Source organism: Pseudomonas sp. LFS044 (assembly GCF_047978245.1).
Lineage (GTDB): Bacteria > Pseudomonadota > Gammaproteobacteria > Pseudomonadales > Pseudomonadaceae > Aquipseudomonas.
In genome coordinates this window covers 140,013-161,614 of record NZ_JBFPFX010000013.1, presented here as the reverse complement: position 1 = coordinate 161,614, position 21,602 = coordinate 140,013, and the positions used below count along the sequence as shown (strand labels likewise).

Here is a 21,602-nt window from a genome sequence, read left to right as displayed (position 1 = left end):
AAACTCTTCAGTTCAATACTGCTTGGGTTTTTAAGAAACCCTAAACTTGGCTCAGCAATCTCAAATGACTATGTGATTTCTCGCATGGTCACTTGTGATGCTGATAATCTTTTTGACTATCAGTCCGTACTCACAAGCACCCACACGAATTGCTTGATTCAATTTGTTAAAGAGCGTTTGGTTAAGAGCTTTTCGTCTCAACCGAGGCGCGCATTCTACGCTTTCCTCAGAGTCTGTCAAGCGTTTATTTTGAAGTTTTTACCGAGAAACTCGTTTAGCTTCAAACACTTAACTCGCTGCGATCTCTCGTAGCGGGAGGTGAATCTTACAGCGTTTAGAAGCGCTGTCAATCACCATTTCAACCGCTTGCGATCATTCGATCGTAGCCCTTGCAGCACACCTTAACTACTTAACTCATTGAATCTCAAGGAGTTTGTCGTTCCGATGTCGCTGGAAGTGGGGCGCATTATAAGGGGATTGAAGACCACGTCAACAGTTACTTTCATTAAAGGAGGAAATAACCAGTGCACACACGCCTTGCGCCGGCCCCCGGCAATTGCGCACTATATTGCACACCCCTCCCCTCTCAAGGATCGCCGCCCACAAATGAACACCCAGCCCCGCAGCCTGGCCTCCACGCTCTTCCCCATCGGCCTGCTGCTCATCGCCATGGCATCGATACAATCGGGCGCATCCTTGGCCAAAAGCATGTTCCCCATGATCGGCGCACAAGGCACCACGACGCTGCGCCTGATCTTCGCCAGTATCATCATGCTGCTTATATTGCGCCCATGGCGCGTACGCATGACCGCCAGCACGCTGCGCAACGTGGTCATTTACGGCATGGCCCTGGGGGGAATGAACTTCCTCTTCTATATGGCACTGCAAACAACGCCCCTTGGCATCGCCGTCGCTCTGGAATTCACCGGCCCGCTGGCCGTAGCGCTTTTCGCCTCACGGCGGGTGATCGATTTCTTGTGGATTGCCCTGGCGGTCACCGGCCTGCTGCTGTTGATCCCCGTCGGTCACGGGGGCCAGTCTCTGGACCTGACAGGGGCTGCCTATGCGCTGGGTGCCGGTGTGTGCTGGGCACTGTATATCCTCTTCGGCCAACGCGCGGGCGCGGAGCATGGCATCCAGAGTGCCGCACTGGGTGTTGTAGTTGCCGCCATCTTCGTAGCGCCAATCGGTATCGTTCATGCCGGCAGCGCCCTGTTGACACCTGCAGTCATCCCGCTGGCCCTCGGGGTCGCCATACTCTCGACAGCACTGCCCTATAGCTTGGAAATGGTTGCTCTGACTCGCATGCCAGCACGCACATTCGGCACGCTGATGAGCATTGAACCCGCCATTGGCGCCTTGTCCGGCCTGCTGTTCCTGGGTGAGTTGTTGAGCGTGACCCAATGGCTGGCGATTTTCGCCATTATTGCCGCTTCTGTCGGTGCCACCCTGTCGATGCGCAAAGAAGCTAACCCCCCCGTTGCGGCCGACTGATTTGAGAAATATTTCCATTTGGGATGGGATTAACCATTGTGGCGGCCCGCCTCGCTGATTAAGCTGTCACAAAGTCATAATCTTTTGGCTATCTACTTGAGCGGACACGGAAGCTGAGGAAGATTCAGGAAGAACTGAAGCCATTACGACAGGGTCAGACCACCATTAGCCCTGCATTTAAGGACAGGAATGAAACGTATTTTGCTCATCCTGGCCGTTCTGGCCATTGCTGGATGCGCCGCAACGGCCAAGACCGAGGTCAAAAAGGGAAAAAAGGGCCTGCATATCAACTGCTCCGGCCTTTCCTCGTCGTGGGACAAGTGCTACAGCAAGGCAGCCACCTCTTGCAGCAAGCGCGGTTATAAAGTCATCGCGCGCTCCGGCGACACTGGCGAGGAACCGGGAGATTACCTCTTCGGCATCAACCCCGCCGGCTACACCAGCCGCAGCATGATCGTCATCTGCAAATGAAGAAAAGGGCAGCCCATGAGCTGCCCTTCTTTCATTCACACGCTGCCCTAGCCACTCAGAGCGGCGCCGTACGCTCCTCAAGCCAGGCCAACGCATCGCCGGCAAGCAACGGCGCAAGGCGCTCACGCACCACCCTGTGGTAGCTGTTCAGCCAGACAAGCTCCTCTTTTGTGAGCAAGTCCGCCAGCAGGCAGCGCGTATCGATAGGGCAGAGCGTCAGGGTCTCGAATGTGAGGAAGTCGCCAAATGCAGACTTGCCCGCCTCCCGGTTCACCACCAGGTTCTCGATACGCACACCCCAGGCACCAGGACGGTAGGTACCCGGTTCGATCGAGCTGATCATCCCTGCCTGCATGGCCGTCTGCGGCGCGGTTGCAGCCTGATAGGCGATCACTTGCGGCCCTTCGTGCACATTCATGAAATAGCCGACACCGTGCCCGGTACCGTGGCCATAGTCGACCTGATCAGCCCATATCGGCGCGCGCGCGATGGCGTCGAGCAGCGGCGAAAGAATGCCGCGGGGGAAAGTGGCGCGTGACAAGGCAATCATGCCCTTGAGCACCCTGGTGCAATCCTGTTTCTGCTCGAGGCTGGGCGTGCCTACCGGGACCATGCGGGTTATATCGGTAGTGCCGCCCAGGTATTGCCCCCCTGAGTCGATCAACAGCAAGCCGTCGCCTTCGATCACGGCATGAGACTGCTCGGTAGCTCGGTAGTGGGGCATGGCACCGTTGCCGTTGAACGCCGCAATGGTGGAGAAACTCAGCGAAACGAAGCCGGGGCGACGGGCGCGCGCCGCACTCAGCTGTTCATCGATGGTCAGTTCGGTAATGACTTCCGTGCCCTGATGCGCCTCCAGCCAAGCGAAGAATTCGCACAGGGCAGCGCCATCTTGCTCCATGACCTTGCGGACATGAACCAGCTCATCTTCGCCCTTGCGTGACTTGCTCAGCGTGGTCGGGTTAAGCGCCTCGATCAGTTGAACCTGTGCATCCAGGTGTTTCAGCAAACCGCAGGTTACCCGCGACGGGTCCACTAACAGCCGACTCTCAGGTGTCACTTGCGACAGCACCGTGCCTACATCGGCGTAATCACGTAACTCAATCCCGTCGACTTGCAACACATGCCGCAGGTGCTCATCGACCTTTCCCGCTCCGACGAACAGGGTGGCCTGCTTTTGGCCAATCAGGGCAAACGAAACGAACACCGGGTTGTAGGAGACATCACTGCCACGCAGGTTGAACAGCCAGGCGATATCGTCCAGTGTCGCGATGAAGTGCCAATCCGCACCCTTCTCTGCCAGGGTGCTACGCAGCTGGGCGAGCTTTTCCGCCCGGCTGACCGTGGCGTGGGGCGGCAAGTGCTGATAAACCGGGTTTGATGGCAGCGCCGGGCGCCCATCCCAAACCTGCGCAAGCAGGTCCCGGTCAGTGAGCAGACGGATATCGCGAGCCTTCAGGCGCTCCTCAAGTTGGCGTGCCGACGCCAGGGCCATGACCGCGCCATCCACGGCCACCGCGCCCGCCGCCCGGATGTTGTCACCCAGCCATTCCAGCGCACCGGGTTTGCCCGGCAGCAACTTCATCAGCTCAATGCCACTGCCCGCCAACTCTCTGTCCGCTTGCTCCCAGTAGCGGCTGTCAGCCCACAACCCGGCAAAATCGGCAGTGACCACAAGGGTGCCCACCGAACCATCGAACCCCGACAGCCACCGGCGCCCTTGCCAGTAGCCCGGCAGGTATTCGGAAAGGTGAGGATCGGCCGAGGGCACCAGCAGGGCATCGACGCCCTCCCTGGCCATTACCTCACGCACGCGCGCCAGGCGCTGCGGAACACTCTGCTCGATGGTGGTCTGAACGTTCATGCGCACTCCTGCGATCACAGCCTGGTTAAGCCCAAAGCACGATAATGGAACAGCCATTACTGCCCTGCAATCAGGACGGCCAACTCGCGGCATGCAATGCCCATGAGGACACCTGCAATCAGGACGCTTCCTACAATCAAGCCGGGACCATCGATCGCTTCTGGCTGAACTTCCCGAACAATGGGGCTTCACAACCATTACATTCATTGCAGACAGGCTGATGCCCATGCCCAGCGCCTGCGAACCGAAGACAGGTGTCGTACTGCTCGACACACGCGAGCACACGCCAGAACACGAACACGCCGTGCACCTCAAGCTGGCGGCCGGCATTGCCGGCCTTCTGGGCTGCCACCACGTAGAGCCCGATCACTCCCCTACCGCCGCCGACGGCTACTATTACCTGCCGACTGAAACCCTGGTCGACCCACAGCGCCAGGCGGCCCTAGGCATCCTGACCGAGCACGACCTGTTCGGCGGCGTGGTCAGTCATCCTTACATGGCAACCAAGGCAATCTCTCACCCACTGCCGGCCAACGCCGATTTCCCGCCCGGCTGGACTGATGCATTCGCCCTCCAGGCCAGCGATGCCCTGCTCTGCGGCTATACCGTGTTCAGCAAAGCCGATGCCCGCCGGGCCGCAGAGCTACTGCTGCGCGACGGCCCTGTGCGGCTCAAGCCCGTACTGGCCTGTGCCGGGCGCGGTCAACAGGTCATCGTGGCACTGGATGAACTGGAGCCGCTGCTCGCCGACATGGATGACCAGGCCTTGGGGTTATGGGGGTTGGTGCTGGAGGAAGACCTCAGTGGGGTAGAAACCTACAGCGTCGGCCAGGTTCGGGTTGCCGGCCTGACCTGCAGCTACCACGGCACCCAGCAATTGACCCGCGACCACCAGGGCATCGAAGTCTATGGCGGCTCTGACCTGATCGTGGTTCGCGGCGATTACCAGGCATTGCTGCAACTCCCACTTGAGGATCACCTGCGCCTGGCGATCAACCAGGCCATGACCTACGAGCAGGCAGCCGAGCAGCAGTTCCCAGGCTTCATCGCTTCGCGTCGCAACTACGACATTGCCCGCGGCTTCGACGCGCAGGGCCATCTGCGCAGCGGCGTGCTCGAACAGTCCTGGCGCCTGGGCGGGGCCAGCAGCGCAGAGCTGCTGGCCCTGCAGGCATTTGCGGCTGACCCGGCACTGCAGCGGGTGCATGCCTCCACCCACGAAGTGTTCAGCACGCCCGACCTGCCCGCTGACGCCACCCTCTTCTACCAAGGAAACGACAGTGAACTCGGACAACTCAGCAAATTCGCGCGGATTCGCGAGCATGACCATTCAGAGTGAGACCATCGAGCTGCAAGTCGACGATGACAGCATCGTCGGTACCTTGGTCAGCCCCGGAAGCAAGATGCCCGGCATCCTCTTCGTGCACGGCTGGGGTGGCAGCCAGCAACGCGACCTCGCCCGCGCCAGGCACATTACCGGGCTGGGCTGTGTGTGCATGACCTTCGACCTGCGCGGCCACGAAAAGACCGAGAGCCAGCGCCTGACAGTGACTCGCGAGCAAAACCTGAAAGACCTGCTCGCGGCTTACGACCGGCTGGTCAGCCACCCGGCAGTGGACAGCAGCGCCATCGCCATCATCGGCAGCAGCTACGGCGGCTACCTGGCCACCTTGCTGACCCTGCAGCGGCCGGTGAAGTGGCTGGCTTTGCGCGTACCGGCCATGTACTGGGACGACGAATGGGACACGCCCAAGCAGACGCTCGACCGCCAGCGCCTCAACGCCTATCGCCAGCGCCCGCTCGCGCCGTCAGACAACCGTGCCCTGGCAGCCTGCGCAGAATTCGCCGGCGATGTGCTGCTGGTGGAATCTGAACAGGACGATTATGTGCCGCATGCCACGCTGATGAGCTATCGCTCGGCCTTCATCAGCGCCCACTCGCTCACCCATCGAATAGTCGATGGTGCTGATCACGGGCTTTCCAGCGAGGAAAGTCAGAAAGCCTACAGCTCGATCCTCGCGTCGTGGATCAGCGAGATGGTGGTGGGCGCGCGCCTGGACCGCTACCCGCACTACGCACCCTGGTACGCCTGAGGCTCGCCGACCTGGCAATGCAGGCCACCGTCGGCGTCACGCACCACGCTGCGCAGCGCCTGATAAGCGGCAAAGTTGACACTGCGCGCCTGGTGCAGCCGCACCAGGTCGAGAAAAGGCTCTTCGATAAAGGATTCTGCCGCCGCAGCCCAGGCCTGGCGCGACTGCCACTGCAGGTACTGGAGTACCCGACTGCCATCGTCGCTGGCCTGAACACTGACACCTTGCAAGCCCTCGCACCGGTAGGCGAGCGCTTCGCTGCGCGTCACCAGCGCATGGGCGAGCGCCGCCTGGCGTGCGGCAGGCACTTCGTATTCGATCATCTGGGTAAACCACAGGGAATGCGGATTGGCCGTCATGGACAGTCTCCTTGCTCCGGACGCTTGCAGCGCGATGGCCAGCACTGTAAAACCTCGAGTTAAGTCAAGGTCAAGAGGCTTTTTGCATGCCGAAAACTACACCAGTGGCCCAGGACAAGCTGCTCAGCGTCGGCCAACTGGCCGCCCGAAGCGGGGTGGCAGTCACCGCGCTGCACTTCTATGAAACCAAGGGGCTGATCCGCAGCACGCGCAACGCCGGCAACCAGCGCCGGTATCCGCGCGCCGTGCTGCGCCGTGTTGCGGTAATAAAGATGGCTCAACGCCTGGGCATTCCGCTGGCCGACATCGCAACGGCACTCGCCGCGCTGCCCAATGACCATATTCCGACGGCCGAGGATTGGCAGCGCCTGTCGGAAGGCTGGCGTGATGACCTTAACCGGCGTATCGACGACATGATCCTGTTGCGCGATCAACTGGACGGCTGCATCGGCTGCGGGTGCATGTCACTCAAGGAATGCCCGCTACGCAACCGTCAGGACTATCTGGCCGACGAAGGGCCTGGGCCGCATTTGCCCTGAATAGCGCGGTCATCTAGGCGGCGCGAAACGACGCCGGTAATCGCTGGGGGTCAAGCCGGTGGTGCGCTGGAACACCTTGCGAAATGCGCCTGGGTCCTGATATCCCACGCCCCAGGCAATCTGCTCGACGGTGCGCCGGGTGAACTCCAACATCCGGCAGGCGCGCCCCACCCGCACCTGCTGGCAGTACTCGGTGGGCTTCAGGCCGGTGGCTGCGCGAAAACGGCGCAGGAACGTTCGCTCTTCCAGCCCGGCGCAACCAGCCATGCCCGCCAAGTCCGCGCCCTGCGCGGCACTGGCCTGCAACCAGTGCTGCACCTTGAGCACCGCCGCATCGCCGTGATCCAGCCGCGGACTGAACAGCGCGCCAGGTAACGGCGCCGTGACCGGTTCCACGGACATATAACGCGCCGTTTCCCACGCTACCGACGGGCCGAGAAAACGGTCCAGCAGGCGCAAGCCCAGCTCGGTCCAGGCCATCAACCCCGCCGAGGTCATGATGTCACCGTCATCCAGCAGCGGCTGGTTGGCTTCAACCCTGACCTTGGGGTAGCGCTGGGCCAGTGTTTGCGCGTAATTCCAATGCGTGCTCGCCGAACGGCCGTCCAGTAATCCGCTGGCGGCGAGAAAAAACACGCCTATGCAAACAGAGGCCAATACCGTGCCCTGGCCATGCCAACGACACAGTAGCCCCCGGTGAAGTTCGAGCAGCTCAGGCGGTGGTGCAGATTCCAGGCTGGGAGGGATGATGAGCACGCGCACGTCATGGGGCGCTCCGGGGTGGCTGTCCTCGACGACCTGCAACTGCCCCGTTTCATCCGCTTGCCAATGGCTGACCCGAATTTGCGCAAGGTCGACAGCACCGAGCTCAGCGGCGACACGGTTGGCCACGCTAAACAGGTCGGCGAGCCCATGCACCGCCGCGCGCTGCGCGCCGGGGTAAAGCAGCAGGCCGATCTCCAGGCTGCCTGGGGTGTCAGTTTTTGCCGTCATTGTGTCGGTCACGCTAATCCTCAACTCGTTGCGCACAGCCTATAACTATCGTCATCCAACGACTACTGCCACAGGAGGCAGCATGAGCAAGCAGGCGCTGATCATCATCGATATCCAGAACGATTACTTCCCAGGGGGCAAATGGGCTCTTGAAGGCGCTGACCAGGCAGCCGACAACGCCGCAAGGTTGCTGGACGCAGCGCGCCAACGCGGCGACCTCGTGGTGCATGTTCGACATGAGTTCGAAAGCAGCGATGCGCCGTTCTTTGTGCCAGGCTCAGAAGGCGCGGCGATCCATGCAAAGGTCCAGCCGGTGGATGGGGAACCGGTGGTGCTCAAGCACAAGGTGAATGCATTCCGTGACACCCCGCTCAAGACCACCCTCGATCAACATGGCATCACCGACCTGACCATCGTTGGCAGCATGAGCCATATGTGCATCGACGCCGCCACCCGCGCTGCCGCCGATTTCGGTTTTGACGTCACAGTGGCCCATGATGCGTGTGCCACGTTGCCGCTCGACTTCAATGGCAAGCAGGTGCCGGCAGCGGACGTGCAGGCGTCGGCGATGGCCGCGCTGGCGTTTGCCTATGCCAAGGTGGTGAAGACCGATGAACTGCTGAAAAGGTGACAGCTCATATCACGACGTTGCGTACAAACCGCGTGGGCACAGCACCATCGTTGCGGTAGGCATAGCGGCAGTTGCTGGGAAACACATGAAACTGGCCGACCTGCAAGCAATGCTCGGCCCCTTCGATGATCAGCGTGAGCTGCCCTTCGGCCACGTAGATCTGCTCGCTCCAGCCCTCGGCATCGGCCTCACTGATGTAGCACTCACCCGGTGCCAGGGTCCACTCCCAGATCTCCACCTCTTTGCTGGCGGCGCTGCTGGCCAGCAGTACTGCCTTGCTCTGCGGATGCTCGCCGGCCCAGGCCAGTTCATCGATGCGACTGGTGTCGCGCTGGTCAGGCGCCTGGATCAGCGTGCTGAAGGCGACCCCCAACGCCTCGGCAATCAGGTCGAGGGTGGTCAGGCTGACGTTCTTTTCACCTGCCTCGATCGCTACCAGCATGCGCCGGCTCACGCCTGAACGCTCAGCAAGCGCAGCCTGGCTCATCCCCAACGCATTGCGCAGGCTTCGGACATTGAGGCTGACATGCTGCAGTACCGAGGCACGGTGCGTGGATTCTTTGTGCACTATATTGCTCACTTGTTCCGGTTGCGCAGTATACTGCCCACTTTGCGGCGATTGTGCGCCGCCCCCTCCGAGTGCGCAAGGCCATGACCCAACCGAACAGCAGCCCACAGACCTCCGTTTACTTGCGCCTGAGCAAAGCCGAGCTGGTGCTGGTGTTCATCACCATGCTATGGGGCGGCACCTTTCTGCTGGTGCATAACGTCATGACCGTCAGCGGCCCGATGTTTTTCGTCGGCCTGCGTTTCGCTGCCGCCGCGCTGTTCGTGGGGCTGGTCTCGGCGCGTGCGCTGCCTGGCCTGACCCTGACCGAGTTGAAAGCCGGGGTGCTGATCGGCGCGTCCATCATGCTCGGCTACGGCTTGCAGACCATGGGCTTGCAAACCATCAGCAGCAGCCAGTCGGCCTTCATCACCGCATTGTATGTGCCTTTCGTACCGCTGCTGCAGTGGCTGGTGCTGGGCCGTCGGCCAGGGCTGATGCCCAGCATCGGTATCTGCCTGGCATTTCTCGGCCTGATGCTGCTGGCGGGGCCTGAGGGCGGCAGCCTGCGTTTCAGCGAAGGTGAAGTCGTGACCCTGGTAAGCGCAGTGGCCATCGCCGCCGAGATTATCCTGATCAGCCGCTATGCCGGCCAGGTCGACGTGCGTCGCGTCACCGTGGTGCAACTGGCGACCGCCTCCCTGCTGTCTTTCCTGATGATGGTGCCGACTCAGGAGCGCATACCCGACTTCTCCTGGTTGTTGCTGATCAGTGCCCTGGGCCTCGGCGCCATGAGCGCGATCATTCAGGTAGCGATGAACTGGGCACAGAAATCGGTTTCGCCAACCCGCGCCACCCTGATCTACGCAGGCGAACCGGTGTGGGCCGGGATCGTCGGCCGCATCGCCGGTGAGCGCCTGCCCGGTGTTGCCCTGATCGGTGGCCTGCTGATCGTCATCGCCGTGGTGGTCAGTGAGTTGAAGATCCGCCGTGCCAGCGCTGCGGACGAAGCAGCCGAGGTGCTAGGTGATGGTGAAACAGGCCGATGAATCAGCCAACAACGGCTATGCTCTGTAAAAAACTGTTATAAAAAAACAGCTTGTCACACCCTGTTTGTATGATTCTGCGACAGCTTGCGTGTTGGTGATCAACTGCTCGGCACGTATGATCCTTGCAAACCTTTCCAGAATAGAACGCTATGTCCTTGATAGTGCTACTGCTTCTGCCGTTCGTGGGCAGTTGCCTGGCAGCCGTGCTGCCGCACAACGCACGTAATGCCGAGTCCATCCTAGCGGGGCTCGTGGCCCTGGTCGGCACCGTCCAGGTAGCACTGCTGTACCCTCAAGTCGCTCACGGCGGTGTGATTCGCGAGGAATTCCTATGGCTGCCAAGCCTGGGCCTCAACCTGGTCCTGCGCATGGATGGCTTCGCCTGGCTGTTCTCAGTGCTGGTACTGGGTATCGGCGCGCTGGTGTCACTGTACGCGCGCTACTACATGTCGCCACAAGACCCAGTACCGCGCTTCTTCGCCTTCTTCCTGGCCTTCATGGGCGCCATGCTTGGCTTGGTCATCTCAGGCAATCTGGTGCAGCTGGTGTTCTTCTGGGAGCTGACCAGCCTGTTCTCGTTCCTGCTCATCGGCTACTGGCACCACCGCGCCGACGCCCGCCGCGGCGCGTACATGGCACTGATGGTCACAGGCGCCGGTGGCCTGTGCCTGCTGGTGGGGGCCCTCCTTCTCGGCCATGTGGTCGGCAGCTACGACCTGGACAAGGTCCTGGCTGCCGGCGATACCGTTCGCCAACACGCACTTTACCCCGTGCTGCTGCCGCTGATCCTGATCGGTGCCTTGAGCAAGAGCGCACAGTTCCCTTTCCAGTTCTGGCTACCCCACGCCATGGCAGCGCCGACGCCAGTATCGGCGTACCTGCATTCGGCGACCATGGTCAAGGCCGGCGTATTCCTGCTGGCACGGCTCTGGCCAGTGCTATCGGGCAGTGAAGAATGGTTCTGGATCGTCGGCGGTGCTGGCGCCATCACGCTGCTGCTGGGCGCCTTCGCAGCGATGTTCCAGAACGACCTCAAGGGCCTGCTGGCCTACTCCACCATCAGCCACCTGGGCCTGATCACCCTGCTGCTGGGGTTGAACAGCCCGCTGGCCGCTGTTGCCGCCGTCTTCCACATCCTCAACCATGCCACCTTCAAGGCTTCGCTATTCATGGCCGCCGGCATCATCGACCATGAAAGCGGCACCCGCGACATTCGCCGCCTCAGCGGCCTGATCCGCCTGGTGCCCTACACCGCCACGCTGGCCATGGTGGCCAGTGCCTCCATGGCCGGCGTGCCGTTGATGAACGGTTTCCTGTCCAAGGAAATGTTCTTCGCCGAAACCGTGTTCATCACATCCACCGCCTGGGTCGAAGCCACGCTGCCAGTGATCGCCACCCTCGCCGGCACCTTCAGCGTTGCCTATGCCCTGCGGTTTACCGTTGACGTGTTCTTTGGCCCTACCGCCCAGGACCTGCCACACACGCCTCACGAACCGCCACGCTGGATGCGCGCGCCGGTCGAGTTGCTGGTGCTCACCTGCCTGGTGGTGGGTATTTTCCCCGCCCAGTCCGTCGGCCCGCTACTGGCCGCCGCTGCCCTGCCGGTGGTAGGCGGCACGTTGCCGGAGTACAGCCTGGCCATCTGGCATGGCTGGAACGCTCCGCTGATCATGAGCCTGGTCGCCATGAGTGGCGGTATCGTGCTCTACCTGCTGTTGCGCAACCAATTACGCCGTGGCCGCTTCCCCTACCCGCCGCTGATCGAGCGTTTCAATGGCAAGCGGCTGTTCGAGCACGGCCAGGTGCACCTGATGCTGCTGGCCAAGCGCGTCGAAAGCCTGCTGACCACCCGCCGGTTGCAGTCGCAACTGTTCATGATGGTGCTGGCGGCCTTCCTTGCCGGCCTCACGCCCCTGTTGTACAGCGGGCTAAGCTGGGGCGACCGGCCGAAGATTCCCGGCTCCGGGGTATTTGTTGCACTCTGGCTGATCGCCATCGCCTGCGCGATTGGTGCCGCTTACCAGGCCAAGTATCACCGCCTGGCTGCGTTGATCATGGTCGGCGTCTGCGGCCTGATGACCTGCATCACCTTCGTCTGGTTCTCCGCGCCTGATCTTGCCTTGACCCAGCTGGTGGTCGAGGTGGTTACCACGGTGCTGATCCTGCTCGGCCTGCGCTGGCTGCCGCGGCGAATAGAAGGCGTCTCGCCGCTACCGGGCAGCCTCGATCGCGCCCGCGTTCGGCGCCTGCGCGACCTGCTGCTGGCCGTCCTCGTCGGTGGCGGCATGGCGTTGCTGTCCTACGCCATGCTGACCCGCCCCACGCCTAACGACATTTCCTCGTTTTACCTGAGCCGTGCCCTGCCCCAGGGCGGCGGCACCAACGTGGTCAACGTGATGCTGGTGGACTTCCGCGGCTTCGATACCCTCGGTGAAATTACCGTGCTGGTGGCCGTGGCCCTGACCGTGTTCGCCCTGCTGCGCCGCTTCCGCCCCCCCAAGGAGAGCATGCAGCTGCCTGCCCAGCAGCGCCAGCTTGCGCCTGACGTGGTCACCGACCTGATCAACCCGCGCCATGCCACCGACACCGCATTGGGCTTCATGATGGTGCCCGCCGTATTGGTGCGCTTGCTCCTGCCCATCGCGCTGCTGGTGTCGATGTACCTGTTCATGCGCGGCCACAACCAGCCGGGCGGCGGCTTCGTCGCCGGCTTGGTGATGTCGGTGGCGTTCATCCTCCAGTACATGGTTGCGGGCACTCAATGGGTCGAGGCGCAGATGAGCCTGCGACCGCTGCGCTGGATGGGCACCGGCCTGTTGTGCGCGACCCTGACCGGGGCCGGTGCCATGTTGCTGGGTTATCCGTTCCTGACCACCCATACCGCCCACCTGCACCTGCCATTGCTCGGCGACGTGCACGTGGCCAGTGCACTGTTCTTCGATATCGGCGTGTACACCGTGGTGGTCGGCTCGACCCTGCTGATCCTCACCGCCCTGGCGCACCAATCGGTCCGTGCCTACCGGCCGGGCCAATCGTCGAAATCCAGCCAAGCAGGAGCCGCCTGATGGAAGAAGTCATTGCAGTCGCCATCGGGGTACTGGCCGCCTCGGGGGTGTGGCTGATCCTGCGCCCACGGACCTACCAGGTGATCATGGGCCTGTGCCTGCTGTCGTACGGGGTCAACCTGTTCATTTTCAGCATGGGCAGCCTGTTCATCGGCAAGGAGCCGATCATCAAGGAAGGCGTCACCCAGGACCTTCTGCACTACACCGACCCGCTGCCCCAGGCGCTGGTGCTCACCGCCATCGTCATCAGCTTTGCCATGACCGCGCTGTTCCTCGTGGTGCTGCTGGCGTCACGTGGATTGACTGGCACCGACCATGTGGATGGCAGGGAGCGTGACGAATGACTGTGGTGAGTCAATTGATCGTCGCCCCCATTCTGCTGCCGCTGCTCACTGCAGCGGTGATGCTGTTGCTGGGCGAGAAGCGTCGTCATCTGAAGGCGCGCCTCAACCTGCTGTCGACGTTCAGTGGCCTGGCCATCGCGGCTACCCTGCTGCTGTGGGTTCGCAGCCAAGGGCAGGCTGAGTCCATCGGCGTTTACCTGCCGGGCAACTGGCCTGCGCCCTTCGGCATCGTGCTGGTACTGGACCACCTTTCGGCACTGCTGCTGACCCTGACCGGCGTCATCGGTTTCAGCGCACTGCTGTTCGCCCGCGCCCGCTGGGACAGCGCGGGCGCCAACTTCCACGCGCTGTTCCAGATCCAGCTGATGGGCCTTTACGGCGCGTTCCTGACCGCTGACCTGTTCAACCTGTTCGTGTTCTTCGAGGTACTGCTGGCAGCGTCCTATGGCCTGCTGCTGCATGGCTCGGGGCGGGCACGGGTGCGGTCGGGCCTGCATTACATCGCCATCAACCTGTTCGCCTCGTCGTTGTTCCTGGTGGGCGCGGCGATGCTCTACGGGGTGACCGGCACGCTCAACATGGCAGACCTGGCGCTGAAAATCCCGCTGGTCCCGGAAGCAGACCGCGGCCTGCTGCACGCTGGGGCGGCGATTCTGGCCGTCGCCTTCCTGGCCAAGGCAGGCATCTGGCCGCTGAACTTCTGGCTGATACCGGCCTACGCCTCGGCCAGCGCGCCAGTAGCGGCGCTGTTTGCCATCATGACCAAGGTTGGCCTGTATGCCGTGCTGCGCCTGTGGACCTTGCTGTTTTCCGGCCAGGCCGGCGCATCGGCGCATTTCGGTGGCCAATGGCTGATCTACGGTGGCCTGGTCACCCTGGCGGTGGCGGCCGTGTCGATCCTGGCGGCGCAACGCCTGGAACGCATGGCCGCACTGAGCATTCTGGTCTCCGCTGGCACCCTGCTCGGCGCTGTCGGTTTTGCCCAGCCGGCCCTGACCGGCGCGGCTTTGTTCTACCTGGTGAACTCAACCCTGGCACTGTGCGCGCTGTTCCTGCTCGCCGAACTGGTCGAACGCTCGCGATCGGCCAACGAGGCGCCGCTGGAAGACGAAGAGGGTGCCATGCCCTCGCCGCTCGAGTCGCTGCACCCACCCAAGGGCATCAACCTCGACGACGAACAAAAGGCCGTTATCGGCCAGATCATCCCCTGGACCATGGCATTCCTCGGCATGAGCTTCATCGCCTGCGCACTGCTAATCATCGGCATGCCCCCGCTATCGGGCTTCGTCGGCAAGCTCAACCTGATCAGCGCACTGTTCAACCCACTGGGGCTGGGCGTTCCAAGCGAACGACCATTGTCCGGCGCAGGCTGGGCTTTGGTTGCCCTGCTCATTCTGTCGGGCATGGCTTCGCTGATCGCCTTCGGCCGGGTAGGCATCCTGCGCTTCTGGAAGCCCGAAGAGCGCCCCTCGCCCCTGCTGCGTCGCTATGAATGCCTGCCCATCGTGATCCTGCTCGGGCTGTGCATCATTCTAAGCGTCAGGGCCGAACCGCTGCTGCGTTACACCCAGGACACCGCCGCCAGCTTGCAGGCGCCCGACGCCTACATCCAGGCGGTGATGGCCGCCCGCCCCGTCCCTGGCCCGACCTCCCTCGACGTACAGGTGCAGCCATGAGCCGACTGTTCCCCGCTCCGCTGCTGTCGGTCGCGCTGTTCGTGCTCTGGCTGCTGCTGAACCTGTCTGTCAGCCCCGGCAACTTGCTGCTGGCTGCCGCTTTTGCTGTTGTCGCACCCATGCTGCTGGCGCCGCTGCGCCCTCAGCACGCCCATGTGCGTCGGCCACTGGTCGTGGCAAGGTTGATCTGCCGGGTGGGCATCGACGTCATCCAGTCCAACCTGCAGGTCGCCCTGGGTGTGTTGCGGGCAGCGCAGCGGCCACCTCGTTCGGCCTTCGTGCACATCCCCCTGGACCTGCGCGACGCCCACGGCCTCGCAGCGTTGTCGATGATCACCACCGTGGTGCCCGGGACGGTCTGGTCGGAACTGGCGCTGGACCGCAGCGTCCTGCTGCTGCATGTGTTTGACCTGCAGGATGAGACTGCTTTCATCGAGCACTTCAAACACACTTACGAACGCCCGCTGATGGAGATTTTCGAATGACAGGCCTGCTCGCCAACGCAGTCCTCGCCAGCCTGTTCATCTTCGCCCTGGCCATGGGCCTGGCGTTGATCCGGCTGTTCCGCGGCCCTTCGGCGCAGGACCGGGTACTGGCACTGGACTACCTCTATATTCTGGGCATGCTGATGATGCTGGTACTGGGCATTCGCTATGCCAGTGACACCTATTTCGAAGGTGCCCTGCTGATTGCCCTGTTTGGCTTTGTCGGCTCGTTCGCCCTGGCTAAATTCCTGCTGCGTGGCGAGGTGATCGAATGAATCAAGCCCTTGAATTGCCGCTCTGGCTGGACCTGCTCACCGCCGCCCTGCTGCTGCTCGGCAGCCTGTTCGCCCTGATCGGGGCGATTGGCTTGCTACGGCTGAAGGACTACTTCCAGCGCATGCACCCACCGGCGCTGGCCTCGACCATTGGCGCCTGGTGCGTTGCACTGGCTTCAATCATCTACTTTTCGTGGCTGAAGCAAAGCCCGGTGCTGCACGCCTGGCTGATTCCCATTCTGCTGTCGATCACTGTACCGGTTACCACACTACTCCTGGCCAGGGCGGCGTTGTTCCGCAAGCGCATGTCCAGGGAAGCAGTACCTGAAGAGGTCAGCAGCGGCCGCGACAGCGGCAACTGATCAAAGGCTCGGCGGCCGCCTCAGCCCTGGGTGAGGCGCTGCAGCTCGCGCCGAACCATGGCGGCGTAGGGTGGCGGGCTGAGCTGATAGAGCTGGGCGGCCACCCAGGTCAACCACGCCCCCTGCATCTCCTGGCGCCTGGCAAGCAGGCTTTCGGCCTGCAAGACAGCCTGCGCGTGATACTGCCGATGGAACGCGGCACGCGAACCGGGCAGTGACTCGCCGTCACTCATTCACTTGCCTTGAACGTGATCAGCTCGCCCTTTCGCCATTTGGCGACCTTGCCGGTCACTGCCTTTAGCAACTTGCCCAGGCCTTCCTGCACTTGCTGTTGCGCAGCGAACACCAACATCACGCCCTGGCCGTCGCGGAACACGATGCCCTCGCCTTCCGGCACCGAGACAAACGCGTAATCACCCACACCATAGACATTGAGTTTGATTTCACGAAAGCGCATTTCCAATTTCCCGCCTTCTCGGCTGGGCAACACGGCAGCGCGAAAATGATCGCCGACCTTCAGCTCCAGGCGCTGTTTGTCATCGACAACCAACGCGCTATCGGTATCTATTTCGGCCATGTACAGGCCTTCGGGGTTCTGCTCGGTAACATACACGAAACGGCCCTGAAACAGCTTGGCCAACTTACCGCGCAAATCGCCCAGGGCGAACAGGGCGTGGGTATCCAGAGTACTGACTGCCAATGAAGTAATCCTCAAACCGGTGACATCCGCCCCCACTCGCAGTCGGTGAGGCGCGGCCATTTAAATTCGATAGGCGAAAAGAATAATTAAGCGATGCGTAATACGTCTGTGCCTTTTGGCGATACGGCGTGCAGGAAACCTTACTCCGGATCGCCAGACTTAGCCGCAACAGCGAGCTTGGGCACATTCCCCAATCGGGAAGCGTAACGTCCTACAACTACTCCGCTGGAGAAGATGCGATAGATAACAGCAGGCCCCTCGGCAGAACGGGCTCGGCAATCCATCATCGCTTACTGAGGAAGAAATATGCACGAAAACACTGAAATCCGTCGAGAGGCAAAGAAGATTTCTTATCTTTCAAAACCTCGGTTCGTCGTCATTCCTGCAGGTGTCGAGTTCTTCCACGTCACCGAGAGCGCTACCGGGCAGGTCAAGGGGTTTCGCCGCCGACACCATGATGCCTGCGAGCTCGCCAGACGCCTGGAGCGCTAGCGTGCAATCAGGCGGCCTGCCCTTTGTGCAACTGTTGCAGCCAGGCCGCCTGACACTCCAGCGCCTCGCCACGCGTTGCGAACGCCGTGCCACGGCGCTCGCCATTGACCAGCACCACCCAACATACCCGCCTACCCAGCGCCTGCAGTGTCTCGGGCACACCTGAGCCAATCATCACGGCCACATCGACTCGGCTATTCATCATTCCCTCCGGAATTTAATTAGCAACCTAACTATATGGTCATGATACGCCCGCGATCAGGCGGGAGAAAGCCAACGTTGGTAGAGCTGTGTTGCGCTGCGGGCAACAAACTCGTCGGCGCTGCGCCTAGCAAACGCAAAAAGCCCCAGGGATCGCTCCATGGGGCCTGGCACGCAACGCTCGATCAGACCTGACGCTGGTGGCGGTCGAGCTGCTCGTGGCGCTCCTGGGCTTCGATGCAGTACTTGGTGGTCGGGCTGATCAGCAGACGCTTCAGGCCAATCGGCTCACCGCTGTCATCGCACCAGCCGAAGCTCTCGTCGGAGATACGGTCCAGCGCCATTTCCAGCTGTGGCAGCAAACGCTGGTCGCGGTCGATGGCATTGACCAACCAGCTACGCTCTTCTTCTACCGAAGCCACGTCAGCAGGGTCCGACGGAGTGTCCAGGCCCTCGATGGTGGCACGGCTCAACTCGATGCGCTCATGGGTTTCGACTTTCATCGACTGCAGCAGGCCAGTGAAGAAGGCCAGCTGATCAGCGTTCATGTAGTCATCGGCCGACATGGCCAGCAACTGTTCCTTGGTCATCGATTTCTCTATGAAAAAATGTGCATTTGGGCGATTCGGGTGCCGCCGACGCCAACGCGTCAGCAGCGGAATTCTTCAAGCGCCAATCGGCACTCTTTTACAGGGGGCGGCAGTCTAAGGCTCCACGTCGCGTGGAGCAACTGCAATCACGGGGGATTTTGACTGAAATGGCACCGATTCCGCCAGCCGGCGTGCCTGGGCCTGTTTCAAGACATGACTCAAACAGTGCGCTGCATGCAGCGCACCGGCCTCTCAACGATCCTTGAACTGCGCTTCACGCTTGCCAATGAAGGCACTCATACCCTCCTTCTGGTCTTCAGTGGCGAAGGCGGCATGGAACACGCGTCGCTCGAAGCGCACACCCTCGCTGAGGGTGACCTCGAAGGCGCGATTGACGCTCTCCTTGACCATCATGCTGACCGGGATCGATTTGCTGGCGATGGTTGCAGCTACCTTCAACGCTTCCTCGACCAGCTCGGCCTGCGGCACCACGCGTGCCACCAGGCCGGCACGCTCGGCTTCTTCCGCGCCCATCAAGCGCCCCGTCAGGCACAGCTCCATGGCCTTGGCCTTGCCTACCGCCCGGGTCAGGCGCTGGGTACCGCCCATACCTGGCAGTACGCCGAGGTTGATTTCCGGCTGACCGAACTTGGCGTTGTCACCCGCCAGAATGAAGTCGCACATCATCGCCAGCTCGCAACCACCGCCCAAGGCAAAGCCGGACACGGCAGCAATGATCGGTTTGCGGCGGTTGGCAATCCGATCGGCATCGCTGAACAGGTCGTCGACGTAGATCTGCGGGTACTTGAGCTCTGCCATTTCCTTGATGTCGGCGCCGGCGGCAAACGCCTTGGCCGAGCCGGTCAGCACCACGCAGCCGATGTCCGGGTCACGCTCGAGCTGGTCCAGAGCCTGGTTGATCTCGCTGACGATCTGCGCATTCAGCGCATTCAGCGCCTGGGGCCGGTTGAGGGTGATCAGGCCGACCTTGCCATGGATGTCCAACAGGATGGTTTCGAATGCCATGCAGTCTGCTCCTTCAAAGATTGCGCGCAATGACCATGCGCTGAATGTCGCTGGTGCCTTCGTAGATCTGGCAGACCCGAACGTCGCGGTAGATCCGTTCCAGCGGGAAGTCGCTCAGATAGCCATAACCGCCCAAGGTCTGCAAGGCATCCGAACAGACCTTTTCGGCCATTTCCGAGGCAAAAAGCTTGGCCATCGACGCTTCAACCAGCGCTGGACGCCCGGCATCACGCAGCGCGGCGGCGTGCAGCACCATCTGCCGGGCAACGGCAATGCGCGTGGCCATGTCGGCCAGGCGGAAGGCCACGGCCTGGTGCTCGATCAGTGGTTTGCCGAAGCTCTGCCGTTCTTTGGCATAGTCGCGCGCCACTTCGAAGGCGGCGCGGGCCATCCCGACCGACTGCGAAGCGATGCCGATACGCCCACCCTCCAGGTTGGCCAGGGCGATCTTGTAGCCCTGCCCCTCTTCGCCCAGCCGATTGGCGACAGGCACGCGCACATTGTCGAAGACGATCTGGCAGGTGTCGGATGCATGCTGGCCGAGTTTGTCCTCCACACGCGCTACCTGGTAACCCGGCGTGTCGGTTGGCACGATGAACGCGGTGATGCCACGCTTGCCGGCCTCCGGGTCGGTGACGGCGAAGACGATGACCACACCGGCGTTCTGCCCGGACGTAATGAACTGCTTGCTGCCGTTGAGTATGTAGTGGTCGCCCTCCAGGCGCGCACGGGTCTTCAGGCTGCTGGCGTCGGAACCCGCCTGGGGTTCGGTCAGCGCGAAGGCCCCGATCATCGACCCGCTGGCCAAAGGCGCGAGGAACTGCTGCTTTTGCTGCTCGGTGCCAAATTTGAGTATGGGCACGCAACCCACCGAGTTGTGCACACTCATGATGGTCGAGCAGGCACCGTCGCCTGCGGCGATCTCTTCCAGGGCCAGGGCATAGGCCACGTACCCCGTATCGCTGCCGCCGTACTGCTCCGGCACCAGCATGCCGAACAGGCCCAGGGCAGCCATCTCGTCAATGGCTTCGCGCGGGAAGCGATGCGCCTTGTCCCATTGCTCGGCGAACGGCCTTAGACGCTCCTGGGCAAAGTCACGGATGGCGTCGACAATTTGTTGTTGCTCGTCAGTTACCAGCATGGTTCACCTCAGTACAGGCATTCGACGGCGATGGCCGTGGCCTCGCCACCGCCAATGCAAATGGCCGCCACGCCGCGGCGCAGGTTGTTCTGGCGCAGGGCCGACAACAGCGTCACCAGAATCCGCGCGCCTGAAGCGCCGATCGGGTGGCCCAGCGCACAGGCGCCGCCATGGATATTGACCTTGTCGTGTGGCAGGTCAAGGTGCTTCATGGCCGCCAGGGTGACCACAGCGAAGGCTTCGTTGATCTCGAACAGGTCGACTTCGGCCAGGTTCCAGCCGGTACGCTTCATCAGCTTGTCGATAGCGCCAATTGGCGCGGTGGGGAACAGCGCCGGGGCATCGGCAAAAGCGGCATGGCCATGGATCACGGCCAACGGTTCGAGGCCGCGCTTGTCTGCTTCGGAGCGGCGCATCAGCACCAGCGCTGCGGCACCATCGGAGATCGAGCTTGAGTTGGCGGCGGTCACCGTCCCCCCTTCACGGAAGGCCGGCTTGAGCTGCGGGATCTTGTCCAGGCGCGCCTTGGGCGGCTGCTCGTCATCCTTGACCAGGCGCTTCTCTTTGCCCTCGGTGACTTCCACCGGGACGATCTCGGCAGCGAAAAGGCCGTTCTTGATTGCGTCTTGCGCGCGGGTCAGCGAGGTAATGGCGAATTGGTCCTGGGCTTCGCGGCTGAAGGCGCCCGCCTGGGCGCAGTCCTCGGCGAAGGTGCCCATCAGCCGGCCCTTGTCGTAAGCGTCCTCGAGCCCGTCCATGAACATGTGGTCGATGATCTTGCCATGGCCCATGCGGTAACCGCCGCGGGCCTTGTCCAGCAGGTAGGGGGCATTGGTCATGCTCTCCATGCCGCCAGCCACCACCACGTCGGCGGTGCCGGCCAGCAGCAGGTCGTGGGCCATGATCGCCGCCTGCATGCCCGAGCCGCACATCTTGTTCAAGGTGGTACACGTGGTGTGTTTGCCCAGGCCTGCGCCCAGCGCGGCCTGGCGCGCCGGGGCCTGCCCCTGGCCTGCCGGCAGCACGCAGCCGAACAGCACCTGCTCGACGCAGGCGGCATCGATACCGGCGCGTTCGACGGCTGCGCGGATCGCCGCTGCGCCCAGTTGCGGTGCGGTGAGGCTCTTGAGGTCGCCCTGCAGGCCGCCCATGGGCGTGCGCACGGCGCTGACGATGACAATAGAATCGTTGACGAGGGTCATGTT

At 62.2% G+C, this 21,602-nt stretch carries 25 protein-coding genes; 14 read left to right on the top strand and 11 right to left on the bottom strand.

What is annotated here, in order from left to right:
* Nucleotides 1-606: 606 nt before the first annotated feature.
* Both rhtA and ACNQPL_RS13590 read left to right on the top strand, forming a co-directional pair.
* Nucleotides 607-1,494, top strand: a complete 888-nt coding sequence (gene rhtA / locus ACNQPL_RS13595; protein ID WP_416467024.1) for a threonine/homoserine exporter RhtA — start codon at nucleotides 607-609, stop codon at nucleotides 1,492-1,494.
* A gap of 189 nt (nucleotides 1,495-1,683) precedes the next feature.
* Complete coding sequence (locus tag ACNQPL_RS13590) at nucleotides 1,684-1,965, top strand: hypothetical protein (RefSeq protein WP_346615074.1); 282 nt, start codon at nucleotides 1,684-1,686, stop codon at nucleotides 1,963-1,965.
* 55 nt (nucleotides 1,966-2,020) lie between these two features.
* On the opposite strand, the gene ACNQPL_RS13585 is transcribed toward ACNQPL_RS13590, so the two are convergent.
* Nucleotides 2,021-3,829, bottom strand: coding sequence for an aminopeptidase P family protein (locus ACNQPL_RS13585; RefSeq protein ID WP_346615075.1), 1,809 nt, complete (start codon nucleotides 3,827-3,829; stop codon nucleotides 2,021-2,023).
* Between the two features lie 220 nt (nucleotides 3,830-4,049).
* Between ACNQPL_RS13585 and ACNQPL_RS13580 the strand changes: the two genes are divergently transcribed.
* Nucleotides 4,050-5,168: a DUF3182 family protein gene (locus tag ACNQPL_RS13580; protein WP_416467022.1), complete on the top strand. Its 1,119-nt coding sequence runs from the start codon at nucleotides 4,050-4,052 to the stop codon at nucleotides 5,166-5,168.
* Nucleotides 5,152-5,922: an alpha/beta hydrolase family protein gene (locus ACNQPL_RS13575; protein WP_346615077.1), complete on the top strand. Its 771-nt coding sequence runs from the start codon at nucleotides 5,152-5,154 to the stop codon at nucleotides 5,920-5,922. The genes ACNQPL_RS13580 and ACNQPL_RS13575 overlap by 17 nt, the downstream gene beginning before the upstream one ends.
* Here ACNQPL_RS13575 and ACNQPL_RS13570 read toward each other — a convergent pair.
* The gene (locus tag ACNQPL_RS13570) at nucleotides 5,901-6,281 is read right to left on the bottom strand and encodes an antibiotic biosynthesis monooxygenase (RefSeq protein WP_416467021.1); all 381 of its coding nucleotides are present in this window, start codon (nucleotides 6,279-6,281) and stop codon (nucleotides 5,901-5,903) included. The genes ACNQPL_RS13575 and ACNQPL_RS13570 overlap by 22 nt on opposite strands.
* 86 nt (nucleotides 6,282-6,367) lie before the next feature.
* Between ACNQPL_RS13570 and soxR the strand changes: the two genes are divergently transcribed.
* On the top strand, nucleotides 6,368-6,820 hold the full coding sequence (gene soxR / locus ACNQPL_RS13565; protein WP_416467020.1) for a redox-sensitive transcriptional activator SoxR: 453 nt from the start codon (nucleotides 6,368-6,370) through the stop codon (nucleotides 6,818-6,820).
* 9 nt (nucleotides 6,821-6,829) lie between these two features.
* On the opposite strand, the gene ACNQPL_RS13560 is transcribed toward soxR, so the two are convergent.
* Complete coding sequence (locus ACNQPL_RS13560) at nucleotides 6,830-7,813, bottom strand: GlxA family transcriptional regulator (RefSeq protein WP_416467019.1); 984 nt, start codon at nucleotides 7,811-7,813, stop codon at nucleotides 6,830-6,832.
* A gap of 82 nt (nucleotides 7,814-7,895) precedes the next feature.
* On the opposite strand from ACNQPL_RS13560, the gene ACNQPL_RS13555 reads away from it, so the two are divergent.
* Nucleotides 7,896-8,444: a cysteine hydrolase family protein gene (locus tag ACNQPL_RS13555; protein WP_416467018.1), complete on the top strand. Its 549-nt coding sequence runs from the start codon at nucleotides 7,896-7,898 to the stop codon at nucleotides 8,442-8,444.
* A gap of 4 nt (nucleotides 8,445-8,448) precedes the next feature.
* On the opposite strand, the gene ACNQPL_RS13550 is transcribed toward ACNQPL_RS13555, so the two are convergent.
* Nucleotides 8,449-9,012 carry a helix-turn-helix domain-containing protein gene (locus ACNQPL_RS13550; RefSeq protein ID WP_416467017.1) on the bottom strand — a complete coding sequence of 188 codons (564 nt, stop codon included), beginning with the start codon at nucleotides 9,010-9,012 and terminating at the stop codon, nucleotides 8,449-8,451.
* An 83-nt stretch (nucleotides 9,013-9,095) separates the two neighbouring features.
* Here ACNQPL_RS13550 and ACNQPL_RS13545 point away from each other — a divergent pair, with 83 nt between their 5' ends.
* The 7 genes from ACNQPL_RS13545 to ACNQPL_RS13515 all read left to right on the top strand — a co-directional run bounded on the left by ACNQPL_RS13545 (nucleotide 9,096) and on the right by ACNQPL_RS13515 (nucleotide 16,247).
* A complete protein-coding gene (locus ACNQPL_RS13545) occupies nucleotides 9,096-10,040 on the top strand; it encodes a DMT family transporter (RefSeq protein ID WP_416467016.1) in 945 nt (314 codons plus the stop codon).
* A gap of 149 nt (nucleotides 10,041-10,189) precedes the next feature.
* Complete coding sequence (locus ACNQPL_RS13540; RefSeq protein WP_416467015.1) at nucleotides 10,190-13,105, top strand: monovalent cation/H+ antiporter subunit A; 2,916 nt, start codon at nucleotides 10,190-10,192, stop codon at nucleotides 13,103-13,105.
* Nucleotides 13,105-13,449, top strand: a complete 345-nt coding sequence (locus tag ACNQPL_RS13535; protein WP_012315281.1) for a Na+/H+ antiporter subunit C — start codon at nucleotides 13,105-13,107, stop codon at nucleotides 13,447-13,449. Before ACNQPL_RS13540 ends, ACNQPL_RS13535 begins: the two co-directional genes overlap by 1 nt.
* A complete protein-coding gene (locus ACNQPL_RS13530; protein WP_416467014.1) occupies nucleotides 13,446-15,125 on the top strand; it encodes a monovalent cation/H+ antiporter subunit D in 1,680 nt (559 codons plus the stop codon). The genes ACNQPL_RS13535 and ACNQPL_RS13530 overlap by 4 nt, the downstream gene beginning before the upstream one ends.
* Nucleotides 15,122-15,610: a Na+/H+ antiporter subunit E gene (locus ACNQPL_RS13525; protein ID WP_346615085.1), complete on the top strand. Its 489-nt coding sequence runs from the start codon at nucleotides 15,122-15,124 to the stop codon at nucleotides 15,608-15,610. Before ACNQPL_RS13530 ends, ACNQPL_RS13525 begins: the two co-directional genes overlap by 4 nt.
* A complete protein-coding gene (locus tag ACNQPL_RS13520) occupies nucleotides 15,607-15,885 on the top strand; it encodes a K+/H+ antiporter subunit F (protein ID WP_110639073.1) in 279 nt (92 codons plus the stop codon). Before ACNQPL_RS13525 ends, ACNQPL_RS13520 begins: the two co-directional genes overlap by 4 nt.
* On the top strand, nucleotides 15,882-16,247 hold the full coding sequence (locus ACNQPL_RS13515; RefSeq protein ID WP_416467013.1) for a Na+/H+ antiporter subunit G: 366 nt from the start codon (nucleotides 15,882-15,884) through the stop codon (nucleotides 16,245-16,247). Before ACNQPL_RS13520 ends, ACNQPL_RS13515 begins: the two co-directional genes overlap by 4 nt.
* Before the next feature lie 20 nt (nucleotides 16,248-16,267).
* Here the strand turns inward: ACNQPL_RS13515 and ACNQPL_RS13510 are convergent, their stop codons facing one another.
* Nucleotides 16,268-16,480 (bottom strand): hypothetical protein, encoded by a 213-nt coding sequence (locus tag ACNQPL_RS13510; RefSeq protein WP_346615087.1) that lies wholly within the window; start codon nucleotides 16,478-16,480, stop codon nucleotides 16,268-16,270.
* Nucleotides 16,477-16,947, bottom strand: coding sequence for a hypothetical protein (locus ACNQPL_RS13505; RefSeq protein ID WP_346615088.1), 471 nt, complete (start codon nucleotides 16,945-16,947; stop codon nucleotides 16,477-16,479). The genes ACNQPL_RS13510 and ACNQPL_RS13505 overlap by 4 nt, the downstream gene beginning before the upstream one ends.
* 306 nt (nucleotides 16,948-17,253) lie before the next feature.
* Here ACNQPL_RS13505 and ACNQPL_RS13500 point away from each other — a divergent pair, with 306 nt between their 5' ends.
* Nucleotides 17,254-17,439 (top strand): hypothetical protein, encoded by a 186-nt coding sequence (locus ACNQPL_RS13500; RefSeq protein ID WP_346615089.1) that lies wholly within the window; start codon nucleotides 17,254-17,256, stop codon nucleotides 17,437-17,439.
* Nucleotides 17,440-17,446: 7 nt separating this feature from the next.
* On the opposite strand, the gene ACNQPL_RS13495 is transcribed toward ACNQPL_RS13500, so the two are convergent.
* From ACNQPL_RS13495 to ACNQPL_RS13475, 5 genes are all read right to left on the bottom strand, one after another.
* The gene (locus ACNQPL_RS13495) at nucleotides 17,447-17,641 is read right to left on the bottom strand and encodes a hypothetical protein (protein WP_346615090.1); all 195 of its coding nucleotides are present in this window, start codon (nucleotides 17,639-17,641) and stop codon (nucleotides 17,447-17,449) included.
* 184 nt (nucleotides 17,642-17,825) lie between these two features.
* The gene (locus tag ACNQPL_RS13490) at nucleotides 17,826-18,230 is read right to left on the bottom strand and encodes a TraR/DksA family transcriptional regulator (protein ID WP_016485822.1); all 405 of its coding nucleotides are present in this window, start codon (nucleotides 18,228-18,230) and stop codon (nucleotides 17,826-17,828) included.
* 252 nt (nucleotides 18,231-18,482) lie between these two features.
* Complete coding sequence (locus ACNQPL_RS13485) at nucleotides 18,483-19,256, bottom strand: enoyl-CoA hydratase (protein ID WP_416467012.1); 774 nt, start codon at nucleotides 19,254-19,256, stop codon at nucleotides 18,483-18,485.
* A gap of 13 nt (nucleotides 19,257-19,269) precedes the next feature.
* Nucleotides 19,270-20,397 carry an acyl-CoA dehydrogenase gene (locus tag ACNQPL_RS13480; RefSeq protein WP_346615092.1) on the bottom strand — a complete coding sequence of 376 codons (1,128 nt, stop codon included), beginning with the start codon at nucleotides 20,395-20,397 and terminating at the stop codon, nucleotides 19,270-19,272.
* Nucleotides 20,398-20,405: 8 nt separating this feature from the next.
* Nucleotides 20,406-21,599 carry an acetyl-CoA C-acyltransferase gene (locus ACNQPL_RS13475; protein WP_416467011.1) on the bottom strand — a complete coding sequence of 398 codons (1,194 nt, stop codon included), beginning with the start codon at nucleotides 21,597-21,599 and terminating at the stop codon, nucleotides 20,406-20,408.
* Nucleotides 21,600-21,602 lie beyond the last annotated feature (3 nt).

Excerpts from the sequence above, each read along its gene's own strand:
- rhtA (WP_416467024.1), top strand. The coding sequence starts at position 607 with ATGAACACCCAGCCCCGCAGCCTGGCCTCCACGCTCTTCCCCATCGGC.
- ACNQPL_RS13590 (WP_346615074.1), top strand. The coding sequence starts at position 1,684 with ATGAAACGTATTTTGCTCATCCTGGCCGTTCTGGCCATTGCTGGATGC.
- ACNQPL_RS13585 (WP_346615075.1), bottom strand. The coding sequence starts at position 3,829 with ATGAACGTTCAGACCACCATCGAGCAGAGTGTTCCGCAGCGCCTGGCG.
- ACNQPL_RS13580 (WP_416467022.1), top strand. The coding sequence starts at position 4,050 with ATGCCCATGCCCAGCGCCTGCGAACCGAAGACAGGTGTCGTACTGCTC.
- ACNQPL_RS13575 (WP_346615077.1), top strand. The coding sequence starts at position 5,152 with ATGACCATTCAGAGTGAGACCATCGAGCTGCAAGTCGACGATGACAGC.
- ACNQPL_RS13570 (WP_416467021.1), bottom strand. The coding sequence starts at position 6,281 with ATGACGGCCAATCCGCATTCCCTGTGGTTTACCCAGATGATCGAATAC.
- soxR (WP_416467020.1), top strand. The coding sequence starts at position 6,368 with ATGCCGAAAACTACACCAGTGGCCCAGGACAAGCTGCTCAGCGTCGGC.
- ACNQPL_RS13560 (WP_416467019.1), bottom strand. The coding sequence starts at position 7,813 with ATGACGGCAAAAACTGACACCCCAGGCAGCCTGGAGATCGGCCTGCTG.
- ACNQPL_RS13555 (WP_416467018.1), top strand. The coding sequence starts at position 7,896 with ATGAGCAAGCAGGCGCTGATCATCATCGATATCCAGAACGATTACTTC.
- ACNQPL_RS13545 (WP_416467016.1), top strand. The coding sequence starts at position 9,096 with ATGACCCAACCGAACAGCAGCCCACAGACCTCCGTTTACTTGCGCCTG.
- ACNQPL_RS13540 (WP_416467015.1), top strand. The coding sequence starts at position 10,190 with ATGTCCTTGATAGTGCTACTGCTTCTGCCGTTCGTGGGCAGTTGCCTG.
- ACNQPL_RS13535 (WP_012315281.1), top strand. The coding sequence starts at position 13,105 with ATGGAAGAAGTCATTGCAGTCGCCATCGGGGTACTGGCCGCCTCGGGG.
- ACNQPL_RS13530 (WP_416467014.1), top strand. The coding sequence starts at position 13,446 with ATGACTGTGGTGAGTCAATTGATCGTCGCCCCCATTCTGCTGCCGCTG.
- ACNQPL_RS13525 (WP_346615085.1), top strand. The coding sequence starts at position 15,122 with ATGAGCCGACTGTTCCCCGCTCCGCTGCTGTCGGTCGCGCTGTTCGTG.
- ACNQPL_RS13520 (WP_110639073.1), top strand. The coding sequence starts at position 15,607 with ATGACAGGCCTGCTCGCCAACGCAGTCCTCGCCAGCCTGTTCATCTTC.
- ACNQPL_RS13515 (WP_416467013.1), top strand. The coding sequence starts at position 15,882 with ATGAATCAAGCCCTTGAATTGCCGCTCTGGCTGGACCTGCTCACCGCC.
- ACNQPL_RS13510 (WP_346615087.1), bottom strand. The coding sequence starts at position 16,480 with ATGAGTGACGGCGAGTCACTGCCCGGTTCGCGTGCCGCGTTCCATCGG.
- ACNQPL_RS13500 (WP_346615089.1), top strand. The coding sequence starts at position 17,254 with ATGCACGAAAACACTGAAATCCGTCGAGAGGCAAAGAAGATTTCTTAT.
- ACNQPL_RS13495 (WP_346615090.1), bottom strand. The coding sequence starts at position 17,641 with ATGAATAGCCGAGTCGATGTGGCCGTGATGATTGGCTCAGGTGTGCCC.
- ACNQPL_RS13490 (WP_016485822.1), bottom strand. The coding sequence starts at position 18,230 with ATGACCAAGGAACAGTTGCTGGCCATGTCGGCCGATGACTACATGAAC.
- ACNQPL_RS13485 (WP_416467012.1), bottom strand. The coding sequence starts at position 19,256 with ATGGCATTCGAAACCATCCTGTTGGACATCCATGGCAAGGTCGGCCTG.
- ACNQPL_RS13480 (WP_346615092.1), bottom strand. The coding sequence starts at position 20,397 with ATGCTGGTAACTGACGAGCAACAACAAATTGTCGACGCCATCCGTGAC.
- ACNQPL_RS13475 (WP_416467011.1), bottom strand. The coding sequence starts at position 21,599 with ATGACCCTCGTCAACGATTCTATTGTCATCGTCAGCGCCGTGCGCACG.